Origin of the sequence: Streptomyces sp. NPDC093225 (assembly GCF_044753805.1) — a bacterium.
GTDB lineage: Bacteria > Actinomycetota > Actinomycetes > Streptomycetales > Streptomycetaceae > Streptomyces.
In genome coordinates, this window is the sequence record NZ_JBIVNX010000031.1 from 1 (window position 1) to 14,849 (window position 14,849).

At 72.6% G+C, this 14,849-nt stretch carries 12 protein-coding genes; 6 read left to right on the plus strand and 6 right to left on the minus strand.

What is annotated here, in order from left to right:
* Positions 1 to 139 precede the first annotated feature (139 nt).
* Positions 140 to 1,357, minus strand: coding sequence for a fumarylacetoacetase (gene fahA, locus ACIQCH_RS25235; RefSeq protein WP_402584421.1), 1,218 nt, complete (start codon positions 1,355 to 1,357; stop codon positions 140 to 142).
* Positions 1,358 to 1,518: 161 nt separating this feature from the next.
* On the opposite strand from fahA, the gene ACIQCH_RS25240 reads away from it, so the two are divergent.
* On the plus strand, positions 1,519 to 2,325 hold the full coding sequence (locus ACIQCH_RS25240; RefSeq protein ID WP_402584423.1) for an HAD family hydrolase: 807 nt from the start codon (positions 1,519 to 1,521) through the stop codon (positions 2,323 to 2,325).
* 2 nt (positions 2,326 to 2,327) lie between these two features.
* On the opposite strand, the gene ACIQCH_RS25245 is transcribed toward ACIQCH_RS25240, so the two are convergent.
* Positions 2,328 to 4,364, minus strand: a complete 2,037-nt coding sequence (locus ACIQCH_RS25245) for a CocE/NonD family hydrolase (RefSeq protein ID WP_402584425.1) — start codon at positions 4,362 to 4,364, stop codon at positions 2,328 to 2,330.
* 178 nt (positions 4,365 to 4,542) lie between these two features.
* On the opposite strand from ACIQCH_RS25245, the gene ACIQCH_RS25250 reads away from it, so the two are divergent.
* The 4 genes from ACIQCH_RS25250 to ACIQCH_RS25265 all read left to right on the plus strand — a co-directional run bounded on the left by ACIQCH_RS25250 (position 4,543) and on the right by ACIQCH_RS25265 (position 7,781).
* Positions 4,543 to 5,553 carry a polyprenyl synthetase family protein gene (locus ACIQCH_RS25250; protein WP_402584427.1) on the plus strand — a complete coding sequence of 337 codons (1,011 nt, stop codon included), beginning with the start codon at positions 4,543 to 4,545 and terminating at the stop codon, positions 5,551 to 5,553.
* Positions 5,554 to 5,758: 205 nt separating this feature from the next.
* Positions 5,759 to 7,093, plus strand: coding sequence for an outer membrane lipoprotein carrier protein LolA (locus ACIQCH_RS25255; RefSeq protein WP_402584429.1), 1,335 nt, complete (start codon positions 5,759 to 5,761; stop codon positions 7,091 to 7,093).
* Between the two features lie 107 nt (positions 7,094 to 7,200).
* A complete protein-coding gene (locus tag ACIQCH_RS25260) occupies positions 7,201 to 7,404 on the plus strand; it encodes a hypothetical protein (protein WP_107048526.1) in 204 nt (67 codons plus the stop codon).
* Entirely contained in the window at positions 7,401 to 7,781 is a 381-nt protein-coding gene (locus tag ACIQCH_RS25265; protein ID WP_234332309.1) for a hypothetical protein, read from the plus strand. Before ACIQCH_RS25260 ends, ACIQCH_RS25265 begins: the two co-directional genes overlap by 4 nt.
* A gap of 30 nt (positions 7,782 to 7,811) precedes the next feature.
* Here the strand turns inward: ACIQCH_RS25265 and ACIQCH_RS25270 are convergent, their stop codons facing one another.
* Positions 7,812 to 9,131: a M28 family metallopeptidase gene (locus tag ACIQCH_RS25270; protein ID WP_402584431.1), complete on the minus strand. Its 1,320-nt coding sequence runs from the start codon at positions 9,129 to 9,131 to the stop codon at positions 7,812 to 7,814.
* A 289-nt stretch (positions 9,132 to 9,420) separates the two neighbouring features.
* The gene (rarD, locus tag ACIQCH_RS25275; RefSeq protein WP_402584540.1) at positions 9,421 to 10,404 is read right to left on the minus strand and encodes an EamA family transporter RarD; all 984 of its coding nucleotides are present in this window, start codon (positions 10,402 to 10,404) and stop codon (positions 9,421 to 9,423) included.
* A gap of 257 nt (positions 10,405 to 10,661) precedes the next feature.
* Between rarD and ACIQCH_RS25280 the strand changes: the two genes are divergently transcribed.
* Positions 10,662 to 11,516 (plus strand): NmrA family NAD(P)-binding protein, encoded by an 855-nt coding sequence (locus ACIQCH_RS25280; RefSeq protein WP_402584433.1) that lies wholly within the window; start codon positions 10,662 to 10,664, stop codon positions 11,514 to 11,516.
* Between the two features lie 156 nt (positions 11,517 to 11,672).
* Here ACIQCH_RS25280 and ACIQCH_RS25285 read toward each other — a convergent pair whose 3' ends face one another.
* Positions 11,673 to 12,755 carry a 2-oxoacid:ferredoxin oxidoreductase subunit beta gene (locus ACIQCH_RS25285; protein WP_402584435.1) on the minus strand — a complete coding sequence of 361 codons (1,083 nt, stop codon included), beginning with the start codon at positions 12,753 to 12,755 and terminating at the stop codon, positions 11,673 to 11,675.
* Complete coding sequence (locus ACIQCH_RS25290; protein WP_402584436.1) at positions 12,748 to 14,703, minus strand: 2-oxoacid:acceptor oxidoreductase subunit alpha; 1,956 nt, start codon at positions 14,701 to 14,703, stop codon at positions 12,748 to 12,750. The genes ACIQCH_RS25285 and ACIQCH_RS25290 overlap by 8 nt, the downstream gene beginning before the upstream one ends.
* Positions 14,704 to 14,849 lie beyond the last annotated feature (146 nt).

Here is a 14,849-nt window from a genome sequence, read left to right on the forward strand (position 1 = left end):
CTTCGGCCACCTCCGGCCCGGGCCTGCCTCCGGTCCAGCCTGCCACCCCCGTCAAGCGCCTCCCCCACACACCACGGGACCCACCAGGCACCGCCGAGGATTCGGCGGCCCGGGTGGGTCCTGGAGCTTGCCGGCGGTGTCAGCGGGGGGTGATGGTGCCGGTGACCTCGCCGAGGGCGGTGCGGGTGCCGTTCGGGCCCGGGGCCCAGGCGGTGAGGGTGACGGTGTCGCCGTCCTCCAGGAAGGTCCGCTTGCCGTCGGTGAGTTCGAGGGCGTCGCGGCCGTTCCAGGTCAGCTCCAGGAGGGAGCCGCGCTGGGCCGTCTCGGGGCCGCTGACGGTGCCGGAGCCGTAGACGTCGCCGGTGCGCAGGGAGGCGCCGTTGACGGTCATGTGGGCCAGCTGCTGGGCGGCGGTCCAGTACATGGTGGCGAACGGCGGGTGCGCCACTTCCTGGCCGTTGATCGACACCGTGATGTGCAGGTCGTAGCCGGCCGGCTCGGTCTCGGCGTCGTCGAGGTACGGCAGCAGCGGGAAGTCGCGGGTCGGGGGTGCGATGCGGGCGTTCTCCAGGGCGTCCAGCGGGGTGACCCAGGCGGAGACCGAGGTGGCGAAGGACTTGCCGAGGAAGGGGCCGAGCGGCACGTACTCCCAGGCCTGGATGTCGCGTGCGGACCAGTCGTTGAGGAGGAAGAGGCCGAAGACGTGCTCGCGGAAGTCGGCCAGTGCGACCGGCTCGCCGAGTGCGGAGGGCGTGCCGACGACGAAGCCGACCTCGGCCTCGATGTCGAGCTTGATCGACGGGCCGAAGACGGGGGCCGGGTCGGTGGGGGCCTTGCGCTGGCCGGAGGGGCGGACGACGTCGGTGCCGGAGACGACGAGGGTGCCCGAGCGGCCGTGGTAACCGATCGGCAGGTGCTTCCAGTTGGGGGTGAGCGCGTCGCCGTCGGGGCGGAACATGCGGCCCACGTTGGTGGCGTGGTGCTCGCTCGCGTAGAAGTCGACGTAGTCGGCGACCTCGTAGGGCAGGTGCAGCGTGACGGAGGCGAGGGGGTGCAGGAGCGGCTCGACGGCCTCGCGGTGCTGCGGGTCGGTGACCGCGGATGTCAGGGTGCGGCGCACCTCGGTCCACACGGTGCGGCCGGCGGCGAGCAGTGGGTTGAGCACGGGCCGGTCGAGCAGGTCGGCGTGCGCGGAGCGCAGGGTGCGGGCGGCCGCGGCCGCGTCGAGGACGTGGTCCCCGAGGCGGACGCCGATGCGGCGGGTGGAGCCGTCACCGGTGGAGAACACGCCGTAGGGCAGATTGTGCGGACCGAAGGGGTCGCCCTCGGGCAGGTCGAGGGGGCTCTGCTCGGGCATGGGGTGCTGCCTCGCTTTCCGCGCGGTCCGGGGGTGTCCCGGCGTATCACAGTGCGGAGCACACGTTACGTGGGGGACGGGCGGGGCGGGAGGCCGGATTCGGTGTCTCTTTATATGACTTGTCCATAAGGGTCCCGGTAAAGATCCGTATCCTTGACGCCGTGACTTCGGCCCTCCCGTACGCCCTGATCGCCACGGACCTCGACGGCACGCTGCTGCGCGCCGGGGACACCGTCTCACCCCGCTCGTACGCGTCGCTCGCGCGGGCGCGCGCCGCGGGCGCGCGGCACGTGGTCGTCACCGGACGCCCCGTCCCGCAGGTCCGGCACGTGCTCGACGGGCTCGGCTACGCGGGGCTCGCGGTGTGCGGCCAGGGGGCGCAGCTGTACGACGCGGGCGAGGGGCGGATGCTCAGCTCGACGGCCCTGGACCGGGAGCTGGCGGAGGTCGCGCTCGGCAAGATCGAGGCGGAGATCGGCGAGGTGTACGCGGCGGTCGACCGGGACGGGGTCGGCGGCGCGATGGTGATGGCGCCGGGCTACCGGATGCAGCACCCGCACCTGCCGGTGGTCCGTGCGCGGGGGCGGGCGGAGCTGTGGACCGAGCCGATCCTGAAGGTGCTGCTCCAGCATCCGCGCCTGGACGACGACGAGCTCACGCGGGTGGCCCGGCAGGTGGTCGGGCACCTGGTGAACGTCACCATGGCGGGGGAGCACACCGTGGAGCTGCAGCCGCCGGGCGTGACCAAGGCGAGCGGGCTCTCCCTGGTCGCGGGGGCGCTCGGGCTGTCTCCGTCGTCGACGATCGCCTTCGGTGACATGCCGAACGACATCCCGATGTTCGCCTGGTCCGGCCACGGCGTCGCGATGGCCAACGCCCACCCCGAACTCCGCGCCGTCGCCGACGAGATCACCCTGTCGAACGAGGCGGACGGCATCGCGGTGGTGCTGGAGCGGCTGTACGCCTAGCTCTAGCCCGCTTCGCGCGGCAGGCGGCGTTCCCAGGTGCGGTGGAAGACCACCTCGTCGCCCTCCCGGCAGACGACCTCGTTCGAGAGGGTGAACGCGGACGAGTCGCAGGCCGTGGACGAGCGGGTCTCGACCCGGACGTCCCACGCCTCTTCCGGCCGGTGGAGGCGGATGCGCCACTCGGAGGTCGCGCGGGCGGAGAGGGGGTCCGCCGACCGGATCTCGTACACGTCCCGGGCGTCCTCCGTGTACTCGAGTCCGTCGGGGTAGGCCCGCGTCCCGGAGGGCGGGTCCACCTCCAGCCGCCAGGACCCGGCGGCCACGTCGCGGACCACCAGGCGTTCGGGTCGCGGCTCGTCGAAGGTCTCCGGGACGGCGACGCCGAGCGGCGGCGCCTGCTCCGGGGCCTCGAAGGCCACCCGGTCCGCCGTGGGGGTCCGTACCGGCAGCGTCAGGACGCTGGCGGCCGGCCGCACCGTCCAGCCGGCCTCCGACCCCGGCCGGGGCCAGATCCAGGGCCAGTACGCGGAGGAGAGCGCGAGTCGGATCCGGTGCCCGGGCGGGAACCGGTACCCGACGGCGTCCAGCTCGAAGGACACGTCCCCCGCCGCCGCGGGAGGCCAGGCCACGGAGCGGTCCGGCCCCTCGCGCGACCCCAGGTTCAGCGCCCCGCGCGCCACCAGCGTCGAGGCCCCGTCCGGCGCGACGTCGCACAGCCGGGCGACGACCTGCCCGTGCGGTACGTCCATCCGCAGCCGGAGCCGGACCGCCGGCGACCCGAGCACCTCGACCGGGGCGGCCCCCACCGCGAACTCGAAGCAGGCCGACTTCGCGTCCTCCTCCCGCTGGTCGGGCGGCAGGTCGGCGGCGCCGCCGCGGGGGCGGAAGCGCCCCGCGTCCAGCCCGGTGTGCTGCGGCGAGGCGACCGCCACCTCGTCGCCCTGGAGGCCGTACACCACGGGGGTGACGTGGGGCGAGGGCCAGGCCGGGTCGCCCACCCAGCGGCCCTCGCTCCGCTCGTACGTGGTGGCCGGCGGCCGGGACGCGCCGATCCACGACCGCAGCAGCGGCTCGGCCATGACGCCCGTGTCCGCGTCCTTGAGCCAGTGGTCCCACCAGCGCAGGGTCTCCTGGAGGAAGCCGATCGCCGGGCCCGGTGGCCGGTCCCCGTCGGGGTACTGGTGGGACCAGGGCCCGATGATCCCGCGCACCCGGTCCGGCGGCAGGGCGGAGACCAGCCGCAGCACGGTGTCCCGGCACGGGTCGTGCCAGCCGCCCACCGCGAGGACCGCGGCGCCCGCGGCGAGGGCCGGGTACGCCTCCCGGAGGCTGCCCTGCCGCCAGTACGCGTCCCGGGTCTGGTGCGCCAGCCAGCGGTGGGCCAGCGGCTCCACGGACTCCAGCCGGTCCAGCCACTGCTCCCGCCAGCCCTCGCCGGCGTACGCGGGGTCCGGGGGCCGGCACGCGGCGGCCAGCAGGGCCGCGGCGCGGGCGTGCGCGCCGACGCCCAGCACGGAGCCGCCGAGGTGGTGCGCGTCGCCGTCGTACCGGTCGTCCGGCGCGCCGACCGCCACCACCGCCTTCAGCGGCTCCGGCCCGAGCGCGGCGATCCGCAGCGCGTTGCCGCCGCCGCGGCCGATCCCGAACATCCCGACCCGGCCGTCGCACCAGGGCCGGGCCGCCAGCCACTCGACCACCGCGACCCCGTCGGCCAGCTCCCGGGCGTCGTGCACGTCGCCCGGGTGGCCGCCGCTGTTGCCGTGACCGCGCACGTCCACCCGTACGGACGCGTAGCCGTGGCCCGCGTACCAGGGGTGGCGCTGCCGGTCGCGCGGGCCGCTGCGGTCGGTCAGGCGGTCCGGGGCGTACTCCAGGAGGGCGGGGACCGGGCGGTCGGTCAGCGGGCGCCAGATCCGGGCGTACAGTTCCACCCCCCGACCGGTGCCGCCGGCCCGGGAGGCGCCCCCGTCCACGGGGATCCGGACGTCGTCGTGCGCGGTCTCGTAGGGGAACCCGGTGCGGATCGTCGTTCTGGACAAAAATCGCTCCCCGCTGGTGATCGACTTAAAACGAACATACCGGGGCTCTTCGGGCGGTGCGTCCGCGCTGGCGTCCGGGCGCTCTCGGTGATCGAAAATGGACCGGATACGCTGACTTGAGTGAAGGCAGCGACACATCGACAATCCGTGTGATCGTCAGCAGACAGGAGTACCCCTCGTGACCGTCGTCGGGCCGTTCGGACTGAGCGTGCGGGACCAGGCTCTCGAGAGCGACGTCCAGGCCGGCCTGGCCGCCGTCGAGGAGGGTCTGCTCGAAGCCTGCAAGAGCGAGGTCCCCTTCATCACCGAGGCCGCGCAGCACCTCGTGCGCGCGGGCGGCAAGCGCTTCCGCCCCCTGCTGGTGCTCCTCGCGTCGCGCTTCGGCGACCCGTACGCGCCCAAGATCGTGCCCTCCGCCGTCGTGGTGGAGCTCACGCACCTGGCGACGCTGTACCACGACGACGTCATGGACGAGGCGGAGGTCCGCCGCGGCGTGCCCAGCGCGAACACCCGCTGGGGCAACTCCGTCGCCGTCCTCACGGGTGACTTCCTCTTCGCGCGCGCCTCGCACATCCTGGCGGACCTCGGCCCCGAGGCCGTGCGCATCCAGGCGGAGGCCTTCGAGCGGCTGGTCACCGGCCAGATCCTGGAGACCGCGGGGCCGCGCGACGGCCGGGACCCGGTCGAGCACTACCTGGAGGTCATGGCGGGCAAGACCGGCTCGCTGGTGGCCGTCTCCTGCCGGTTCGGCGCGATGATGTCCGGCGCCGACGAGCGGACCGTCGACATCCTCACCCAGTACGGCGAGCGGCTCGGCCTGGCCTTCCAGCTGGCCGACGACGTCCTCGACGTGGCCTCGGACTCCCACGAGTCGGGCAAGACCCCCGGCACCGACCTGCGCGAGGGCATCCCGACCCTGCCCGTGCTGCTGCTGCGCGAGCTGGCCGAGCGCGACGCCGACGCCGACGACCTCGACCTGGTCGCCCTGCTCGACGGCGACCTCACCGACGACGCCCGGCACGCCGAGGCGCTGACCCGGCTGCGCGTCCACCCGGCGCTGGAGCAGGCCCGCCGCGTCACCGTCCGGTATGCGGAGGAGGCCCGGGCGCTGCTCGCCCCGCTGCCCGCGTGCTTCGCGAAGTCCGCGCTGGAGGAGCTGTGCGACGCGGTGGTCCACCGCGCGGGCTGAGCCTCCCCACGACGTACGCCGGCCTCCTCCGTCCCCTACGGGACGGGGGAGGCCGGTCCGTTTTGTCTCATACCTGCGTCGTACGCGGAGTTGAATCCACGGGCTGACGCCTCGGAGCCTGCCGTTTGGTCAGATTGATGCACGGTCCCCCACCACATCGGGTGACGCGACGGGGACACAACGGGTGACACGGAGGCAGGACGACATGGCACCGAACGCAAGCGGTACTCCCGAGGGCACGCCGGCCGACGACGCCGCGGAGCTCCGCCCGGGCCGCCGCAAGGCCGCCCGCTACGCCGTACCGGTCGCGGTGGCGGGCGTGGCCGCCGCCACGATCGGCCTGGTCCCCGCCCTGGCGGCGAACGGCAGCCCCGACCTGCCGAAGGTCTCGGCGCAGGAGCTCCTGGAGAAGATCGCCGCCTCGGACACCGAGCAGCTGTCCGGCACCGCCAAGGTGAGCGTGGACCTCGGGCTGCCGTCCTTCACCGACGGCCTGCTCGGTGGCGCCCTGGCCGGCGCGACGGGCGGCGGGGGCAAGGGACCGGGCTCGGCCGACCCGCAGAGCAAGCTGACCCAGCTGGCGTCGGGCACGCACACCTTCAAGGTGGCGGCCGACGGCCCGGACCGGCAGAAGCTGACGCTGGTCGAGGGCAAGGAGGAGTACAGCCTGATCCACGACGGCAAGGACGTCTGGGGCTTCGACAGCGCCTCGAACCAGGTCTTCCACGAGACCGCCGACGAGGCCGGCGCCGGCAAGGACGGCAAGGGGCGCGCCCACCGGGGCGACCACGCGCCGGCCACGCCGAAGGAGTTCGCGCAGGAGCTGCTCAAGGCCGCCGGGCCGACCACCGACGTGCGGGTCGGCGACACCGCGCAGGTCGCGGGCCGGGACGCGTACGTGCTGGTCCTCGAGCCCAAGCAGAGCGGTTCCACGATCGACTCCATCAAGATCGCGGTGGACGCGAAGAACTACACCCCGCTGCGCGTGCAGGCGCTCTCCAGCGAGGGTGGCAAGCCGATCGTCGAGGCCGGGTTCACGAAGGTGTCCTTCGGCAAGCCGTCCGCCGACGAGTTCGACTTCACCCCGCCGCCCGGCGCGAAGGTGACCGAGGGCAAGGACGCCGAGAAGGAGTTCGGCGGCCCCGACGGCAAGGGCGGCAAGAACTGGGGCAAGGGCTGGGACGAGGGCCGGGACAACCCGTTCAAGGGCCTGGACGTGCTGCCCGGCCTCGGTGACCTGACCGGCGGGGCGAACGGCGGGGACGCCACCACCCGCACGATCGGCGAGGGCTGGGCCACCATCACCGAGATCACCGTCCCGGGCGGCAAGGGCCTGGGCACCGCCAAGGGCGACAAGAACGTCCCGAAGGAGGCGCAGGGCTTCCTCGACTCGATCGGCGACAAGGTCTCCGGGAAGTTCGGTCAGGGCAAGGTCTTCTCCACCCGCGTCATCAACGTCCTGATGACGGACAACGGCAAGGTGTACGTGGGCGCGGTCACGAAGGACGCGCTCGTGAAGGCGGCCGACGCGGCGAACTAGCCGTAGGCCCGTGGTCGGGCGCAGGGGCGGTCCGGGACGTGTGTCCCGGGTCGCCCCTTCACCCGTTCCGGTGTTCCGTGCGCACGGGCGGCGGTAGCGTGTGCGGCATGTCGAGACACGTCACCATCCGCCTGGACGAGGAGTTCCACGAGCGCCTCAAGGCGCGTGCGGCGGCCCTGGGGACGACCGTCACCGCCCTGATCACCGAGGTGACCGAGCGCGAACTGGACCAGGACCGGCGCGACTTCCTCGCCGGCATCGAGGAGTTCGCCGTCCACTGGGGCTACTTCCAGGAGCGCTTCGGGACATGATGAAGATCACCGAGGAGTGGGCCTGGACCGCGCTGGCCCACCATCTGCCGTCCGATCCCGCGGTCTGGGACCCGTCCGGGATCGTGGCCGCCGTGGCGCGCCACCAGAGCGACCTCGTGCTGCTGCCGGACGCGCCCGCCCCGGACATCGCCTGGCGGGCCGCCGCCTTCCTGCACACCCTCGCCGTCTGCCCGGCGCTGGAGTCGCCGATGAACGAGTTCTACGCCGCTGCCGCCACCCGCTCGTACCTGCGGGTGGCGGGAGCGAAGCAGCTGCCCTCTCCGGAGCTCCTCGGGGACCTCGTCGAGGCGGCCAAGCTCGGCAACGCCGACACCGCCTCGATCGCCGGGGAGCTCCGGGCCGTCATGGGCGCGTAGGCCCGGTCGGGTCCTCGAGGGTCCGCGGAGCTAGAAGGTGAGCTTCCAGCTGTTGATGTAGCCGGTGTCCTGCGCGGCCACGTCCTGCACCTTCAGCTTCCAGACCCCGTTCGCGACCTCGCTGGAGGCGTTGACGGTGTACGTCGCCACGACGTTGTCCGCCGAGTCGTTCGAGGAGGAGTTCTTCAGCCGGTACGCGGTCCCGTCCGGCGCCACCAGGTCGACGACCAGGTCGCCGCGCCAGGTGTGGACGATGTTCACGTCCACCTTCAGGGTCGAGGGCGCGTTGCCCGCGACGCCCGAGACGGTGATCGGCGAGGTCACGGCCGCGCCGGGGGAGTCCGGGACGGCCACGTCGGCGGTGTTCTCGAACGACGGGCCCGGCGGGACGGTCGTACCGGCGCCCAGGGTCCAGATCGCGTAGGCGATGGCGTCGCTGTTGCGGTCCAGGGCGGTGTCGTTGATGTTCGCCGTGGTGTCGCAGGAGGAGTGGTAGCAGCGGTCGAAGGCCTGGCCGGCCGTGCCGCCCCACTTCTGGGCCTGCGCCGAGGTCTTGGTGTAGTCGGCGCCGGAGAACAGACCGCCGACCGGGATGCCCGCGTTCTTGAACGGGGCGTGGTCCGAGCGGCCGTCGCCCTCGGTCTCGATCTCGGTCGGGATGCTCAGGGTGGCGAAGTAGTCCTTGAAGACCTTCTCCAGCGCGGGGTCGTCGTCGTAGACGAAGTAGCCCGGGTTCGGCGAGCCGATCATGTCGAAGTTGAGGTAGCCGGAGATCTTCGCGCGCTCGGCGCTCGGCAGGTTGTTCACGTAGTACTTCGACCCGATCAGGCCCAGCTCCTCCGCGCCCCACCAGCCGAAGCGCAGGTGCTTGGTGGGCTGGAGCCCGGCGCGGGAGACGGCCAGCGCGGTCTCCAGCACGGCCGCCGAGCCGGAGCCGTTGTCGTTGATGCCGGGGCCGGAGGTCACCGAGTCGAGGTGGGAGCCGGCCATCAGGACGGAGTTGGGGTCGCCGCCGGGCCAGTCGGCGATCAGGTTGTAGCCGGTGGCGCCGCTGGAGGTGAAGGTCTGCAGCGTGGTGGTGAAGCCGGCGGCGTCCAGCTTGCCCTTCACGTAGTCGATCGAGGCCTTGTAGCCGGTGCGGCCGTGGGCCCGGTTGCCGCCGTTGGCGGTGGCGATGGACTGCAGCTGGGACAGGTGCGCCTTGACGTTGGCCACCGGGATGTCCGGCGGGGTGGGTGCGGCGGCCGCGGACGCGGGGACGGCGAGCGCGGCGGGCGCGGTGGCGGCGAGCAGGCCGGCGACCGCGAGCGCGGTCGTGGCGGCCAGCCGCCGTGAGGCGGAGAGGCTCATGTGGGGGCTCCGAAGTGATTCCGTACAGGGACAGGACGGAACGTGCGTGATCAGTGCGAGACGAGCTGGCGGAGCTGTTCTTGCTGACGGCGCGGTGGAGCGTGGAGCGTGGAACGGCACGGCTGGGGATCGGCGCGAGGTCGTGGAGCGTTCGCGCTGCTGTGCGAGCCGATGGTCAGCGAGGGTCTGACTCTGCGTCAAGAGCGCAATTCGGTCAGAGCCGTTCGACATACGGACGAGCGCTCGTAACCTGGGCGGTTACGAGCGCTCGTCCTGGGATGCTCGAGGGTTACGCGTGCTCTGCGCGAGGCGCGGGGGTCGATTCGGGGACGGGCGCGGGCGCGGGGACGGCCTGCCGGGCCGGCGCGGGCCCGGCCTCCCGGTCGGAGGGCGCCGACCGCGCGGCGAGGTCGGCCGCGCGCAGCGCCTCCTGGGCCCGGGCCCGGGACCGGCGGGCGGTCCGCAGCGCGTCCCACGTCAGCAGCGCGAGCGCGGCCCACACGAGACCGAAGCCGGCCCACCGCTCGGGGGGCATCGCCTCGTGGAAGTACAGGACGCCGAGCGAGAACTGGAAGACGGGCGCGAGGTACTGGAGCAGTCCCAGCGTGGACAGCGGCACCCGGATCGCGGCGGCCCCGAAGAAGATCAGCGGGATGGCGGTGACGACGCCGGTGGAGGCCAGCAGGGCCGCGTGCCCGGGCCCGCCGGAGGTGAAGGAGGAGTGGCCGGTGGAGCCCAGCCACAGCAGGTAGCCGAGGGCGGGCAGGAACTGGACCGCGGTCTCGGCGGCCAGCGACTCGAGCCCGCCGAGGCCCACCTTCTTCTTGATCAGGCCGTACGTGGCGAACGAGAAGGCGAGGGTCAGCGCGATCCAGGGCGCCCGCCCGTAGCCGATCGCGAGCACGAGCACCGCGGTGGCGCCGATGCCGACGGCCGCCCACTGGGCGGGCCGCAGCCGCTCGCCGAGCAGCAGGACGCCCATGGCGATGCTGACCAGCGGGTTGGTGAAGTAGCCGAGCGAGGCCTCGACCACGTGCCCGTTGTTGACCGCCCAGATGTACAGGCCCCAGTTGACGGTGATCACGGCCGCGGCCGCGGCCAGGAGCGCGAGCCGGCGCGGCTGGCGCAGCAGCTCGGAGATCCACCCCCAGCGGCGTATCGCCAGCAGGCCCAGGGCCACCACGGCCAGGGACCACACCATCCGGTGCGCCAGGATCTCCACCGACCCGGCCGGCTGCAGCAGCGGCCAGTAGAGCGGGACCAGTCCCCACATCCCGTACGCGCCGAAGCCGTAGAGCAACCCCGCGCGCCGCTCGCTGCCTGTCTCCACGGATCCTCCTGACCGCCGTACGCCGACCTCACGACGGTAGCTTCAGGACACCTCTCGTGTCATGTCCGTTGACGCGTGATGCTCCTGACTGCCCGCGGAGGCTCCTTGGTGCTTCCGGGGCGTGGCGGCACTCAAGACACTTTCCAAAAGTTAGCGCTTTCTGTAAGGTAGTGCTCATCCGCTACCGAAGGAGTCCCGTCATGAGCATCGTCGTCACCGGAGCCACCGGAGCCCTCGGCCGCCTCGTCATAGAGGAGCTGCTCGCCCGCGTCCCGGCCGCCGAGGTCGTCGCCGCGGTCCGCGACGAGCGCAAGGGCGCCGAGCTGGCCGCGCGCGGCGTCGAGCTGCGGATCGCCGACTACGACGACCCCGAGAGCCTGGTCAAGGCCTTCCGCGCCGGCGACCGCGTCCTGCTGATCTCGGGCAACGAGGTCGGCCGCCGGGTCGCGCAGCACACCGCCGTGATCTCGGCGGCCAAGGCGGCGGGCGTGGCCCAGCTCGCCTACACGGGCATCCTGGGCGGCCCTGACGCGGACTTCGACCTGGCCGCGGAGCACAAGGTCACCGAGCAGGCCGTCCTGGACTCCGGCCTGCCGTACACCTTCCTGCGCAACGGCTGGTACCACGAGAACTACACCGGCAACCTGGCCGGCGTCCTCGCGCACGGCGCGGTCGTGGGCAGCGCGGGCGGGGGCCGGATCGCCTCCGCCGCCCGCGCGGACTACGCGGCGGCCGCGGCCGCCGTCCTGACCGGGGACGGGCACCTGGACGCGGTGTACGAGCTCAGCGGCGACCACGCCTGGAGCCTGGCGGAGTACGCGGCCGAGGTGGCGGCGCAGAGCGGCAAGGACGTCGCGCACGCCGACGTGCCGGCCGGGGAGCACCTGGAGATCCTCAAGGGCGCCGGCGTGCCCGAGGGCTTCGCCGCGATCCTGGTCGACGTGGACGCCGCCATCGCCCGCGGCCGCCTCGCCGGCACCACCGGCGACCTGGCGCGCCTGATCGGCCGCCCGACCACCCCGGTCGCCGCGGCCATCGCCGCCGCGCTGGCCTGAGCACCGCCGTGCCGTGGCGTGAGCACCGCCGTGGCTTGAGCCGCCCGCCGGCGCCGGGGGCACGCCCCGGTGGCGGCCGCCGACGACGAGGCCCGGATCCCGGCACCCTGAGGTGCCGGGATCCGGGCCCGTGTGCGTCCGGCGGCGTACGGCGTACTAGCCGACGACCGTCCAGGTGTCGTTGCCGGCGAGCAGGGCGGACAGGTCGCCCTTGCCCTTCTGCTCGACGGCCGCGTCCAGCTGGTCCGCCATGAGGGTGTCGTACACCGGCCGCTCGACGCTGCGGAAGACGCCGATGGGCGTCTGGTGCAGCGTGTCGGGGTCGGCCAGGCGGGAGAGCGCGAAGGCGGTGGTGGGCGAGTCCGCGTGGGCGTCGTGCACCAGGATCCGGCCCTCGTTCTCGGGCGTGACCTCGACGACCTTGAGGTCGCCGGTGGCGGGGTCGCGGACGACGCCGTTGCGCAGGTCGGTGCCGAAGCGGATCGGCTGCCCGTGCTCCAGGCGGATCACCGCCTCCTGGGCCTGGTCCCGGTCCTTGAGGACCTCGAAGGCGCCGTCGTTGAAGATGTTGCAGTTCTGGTAGATCTCCACCAGGGCGGTGCCGTCGTGCTCGGCCGCCCGGCGCAGCACCTCGGTGAGGTGCTTGCGGTCGGAGTCGACCGTGCGGGCCACGAACGACGCCTCGGCGCCGAGCGCCAGCGAGACGGGGTTGAACGGGGCGTCCAGGGAGCCCATCGGCGTCGACTTGGTGATCTTGCCGAGCTCCGAGGTGGGGGAGTACTGGCCCTTGGTGAGTCCGTAGATCCGGTTGTTGAAGAGCAGGATCTTGAGGTTGACGTTGCGGCGCAGGGCGTGGATGAGGTGGTTGCCGCCGATGGAGAGGGCGTCGCCGTCGCCGGTGACGACCCAGACGGACAGGTCGCGGCGGGAGGTGGCCAGGCCCGTGGCGATGGCCGGGGCGCGGCCGTGGATGGAGTGCATCCCGTAGGTGTTCATGTAGTACGGGAAGCGGGAGGAGCAGCCGATGCCGGAGACGAAGACGATGTTCTCCTTCGCCAGGCCGAGCTCGGGCATGAAGCCCTGCACGGCGGCGAGGACGGCGTAGTCGCCGCAGCCCGGGCACCAGCGCACTTCCTGGTCGGACTTGTAGTCCTTCGCGGACTGGGGTCCGTCGGCCTTCGGAACGAGGGAGAGCAGGGAGCGGGGCGCCGGTTCGGTACGAGCCGTCGTCTCAGTCATTGATGGCCTCCTTGAGGGCCTTGGCGAGCTGCTCGGCCTTGAAGGGCATTCCGTTGACCTGGTTGTAGGACCGGGCGTCGACCAGGTACTTCGCGCGGAGCAGCATCGCGAGCTGCCCGAGGTTCATCTCCGGCACCACTACCTTCTCGTAACGCTCCAGGACCTCGCCCAGATTCCGCGGGAAGGGGTTGAGGTGGCGCAGGTGGGCCTGTGCGATGGGGGTGCCGGCCAGGCGCAGGCGGCGGACGGCGGCCGTGATCGGCCCGTAGGTGGAACCCCAGCCGAGGACGAGGGTGCGGGCGCCGTCCGGGTCGTCGACGGTCAGGTCGGGGACCTCGATGCCGTCGGTCTTGGCCTGGCGGGTGCGGACCATGAAGTCGTGGTTGGCCGGGTCGTAGGAGATGTTGCCCGTGCCGTCCTGCTTCTCGATGCCGCCGATCCGGTGCTCCAGCCCCGGCGTGCCCGGCACCGCCCAGGGGCGGGCCAGGGTCTGCGGGTCGCGCTTGTACGGCCAGAAGACCTCGGTGCCGTCGGCCAGGGTGTGGTTCGGGCCGGTGGCGAACTGCGTGCGCAGGTCGGGCAGCTCGTCGGGGTCGGGGATCCGCCACGGCTCGGAGCCGTTGGCCAGGTAGCCGTCCGAGAGCAGGAACACCGGCGTGCGGTACGTCAGCGCGATCCGGGCCGCGTCCAGGGCGGCGTCGAAGCAGTCCGCCGGCGTCTTCGGCGCGACGATCGGGACCGGGGCCTCGCCGTTGCGCCCGTACATCGCCTGCAGCAGGTCGGCCTGCTCGGTCTTGGTCGGCAGGCCGGTCGAGGGGCCGCCGCGCTGGATGTCCACGATCAGCAGGGGGAGCTCCAGGGAGACCGCCAGGCCGATGGTCTCCGACTTCAGGGCCACGCCCGGGCCGGAGGTGGTGGTGACGGCCAGCGCGCCGCCGAAGGCCGCGCCCAGGGCGGCGCCGATGCCGGCGATCTCGTCCTCGGCCTGGAACGTGCGCACGCCGAAGTTCTTGTGCTTCGAGAGCTCGTGCAGGATGTCGGAGGCCGGGGTGATCGGGTAGGAGCCCAGGTAGAGGGGCAGGTCCGCCTGCCGGGCCGCCGCGATCAGGCCGTACGACAGGGCCAGGTTCCCGGAGATGTTGCGGTAGGTGCCCGCGGGGAAGGCCTTCGTCGCGGGGGCGACCTCGTAGGAGACGGCGAAGTCCTCGGTCGTCTCGCCGAAGTTCCAGCCGGCCCGGAAGGCGGCCACGTTCGCCTCGGCGATGTCGGGCTTCTTCGCGAACTTCTGCCGCAGGAACGCCTCGGTGCCCTCGGTCGGCCGGTGGTACATCCACGACAGCAGGCCCAGCGCGAACATGTTCTTGCTGCGCTCGGCCTCCTTGCGGGACAGGCCGAACTCCTTCAGCGCCTCGACCGTGAGCGTGGTCAGCGGTACGGGGTGCACGGAGTAGCCGTCGAGCGAGCCGTCCTCCAGCGGCGAGGTCTCGTACCCCACCTTCGCCATCGGGCGCTTGGTGAACTCGTCGGTGTTGACGATGATCTCCGCGCCGCGCGGCACGTCCCCGATGTTGGCCTTCAGGGCCGCCGGGTTCATCGCCACCAGCACGTTCGGCGCGTCACCCGGGGTGAGGATGTCGTGGTCGGCGAAGTGCAGCTGGAACGAGGAGACGCCCGGCAGGGTGCCTGCGGGGGCGCGGATCTCGGCGGGGAAGTTCGGCAGGGTGGAGAGGTCGTTGCCGAACGACGCCGTCTCCGAGGTGAAACGGTCACCCGTCAGCTGCATGCCGTCACCGGAGTCACCCGCGAAGCGGATGATCACACGGTCGAGCCTGCGGACTTCCTTCTCGCCCTTCGCGCCGGCGGCGTCCGCGGGCGTGCGCTGTTCGCCGACGACGGCCTCCTCGGCGCCGTCGGCCTGCTCGGCAGGGCTACTGACCTGGCTGGTCACTGAACTGGACCTCCTTCGAGGCGTGCGCGTCCCAAGGCCAACCCTACGTCGGTAAGGGTGCCCTTCCTCGGGCCTCTCACATGCTGGACGCAAAAGTGAGACGAGCCCGCCGAGACGCCTGGCCTACGGCGTGTGTTCCGGCTCTC

What these genes read in the sequence shown, in the direction of transcription:
- fahA (WP_402584421.1), bottom strand. Translation starts at nt 1,357, where the DNA reads ATGCCCGAGCAGAGCCCCCTCGACCTGCCCGAGGGCGACCCCTTCGGT.
- ACIQCH_RS25255 (WP_402584429.1), top strand. Translation starts at nt 5,759, where the DNA reads ATGGCACCGAACGCAAGCGGTACTCCCGAGGGCACGCCGGCCGACGAC.
- ACIQCH_RS25260 (WP_107048526.1), top strand. Translation starts at nt 7,201, where the DNA reads ATGTCGAGACACGTCACCATCCGCCTGGACGAGGAGTTCCACGAGCGC.
- ACIQCH_RS25265 (WP_234332309.1), top strand. Translation starts at nt 7,401, where the DNA reads ATGATGAAGATCACCGAGGAGTGGGCCTGGACCGCGCTGGCCCACCAT.
- ACIQCH_RS25270 (WP_402584431.1), bottom strand. Translation starts at nt 9,131, where the DNA reads ATGAGCCTCTCCGCCTCACGGCGGCTGGCCGCCACGACCGCGCTCGCG.
- rarD (WP_402584540.1), bottom strand. Translation starts at nt 10,404, where the DNA reads ATGTGGGGACTGGTCCCGCTCTACTGGCCGCTGCTGCAGCCGGCCGGG.
- ACIQCH_RS25280 (WP_402584433.1), top strand. Translation starts at nt 10,662, where the DNA reads ATGAGCATCGTCGTCACCGGAGCCACCGGAGCCCTCGGCCGCCTCGTC.
- ACIQCH_RS25285 (WP_402584435.1), bottom strand. Translation starts at nt 12,755, where the DNA reads ATGACTGAGACGACGGCTCGTACCGAACCGGCGCCCCGCTCCCTGCTC.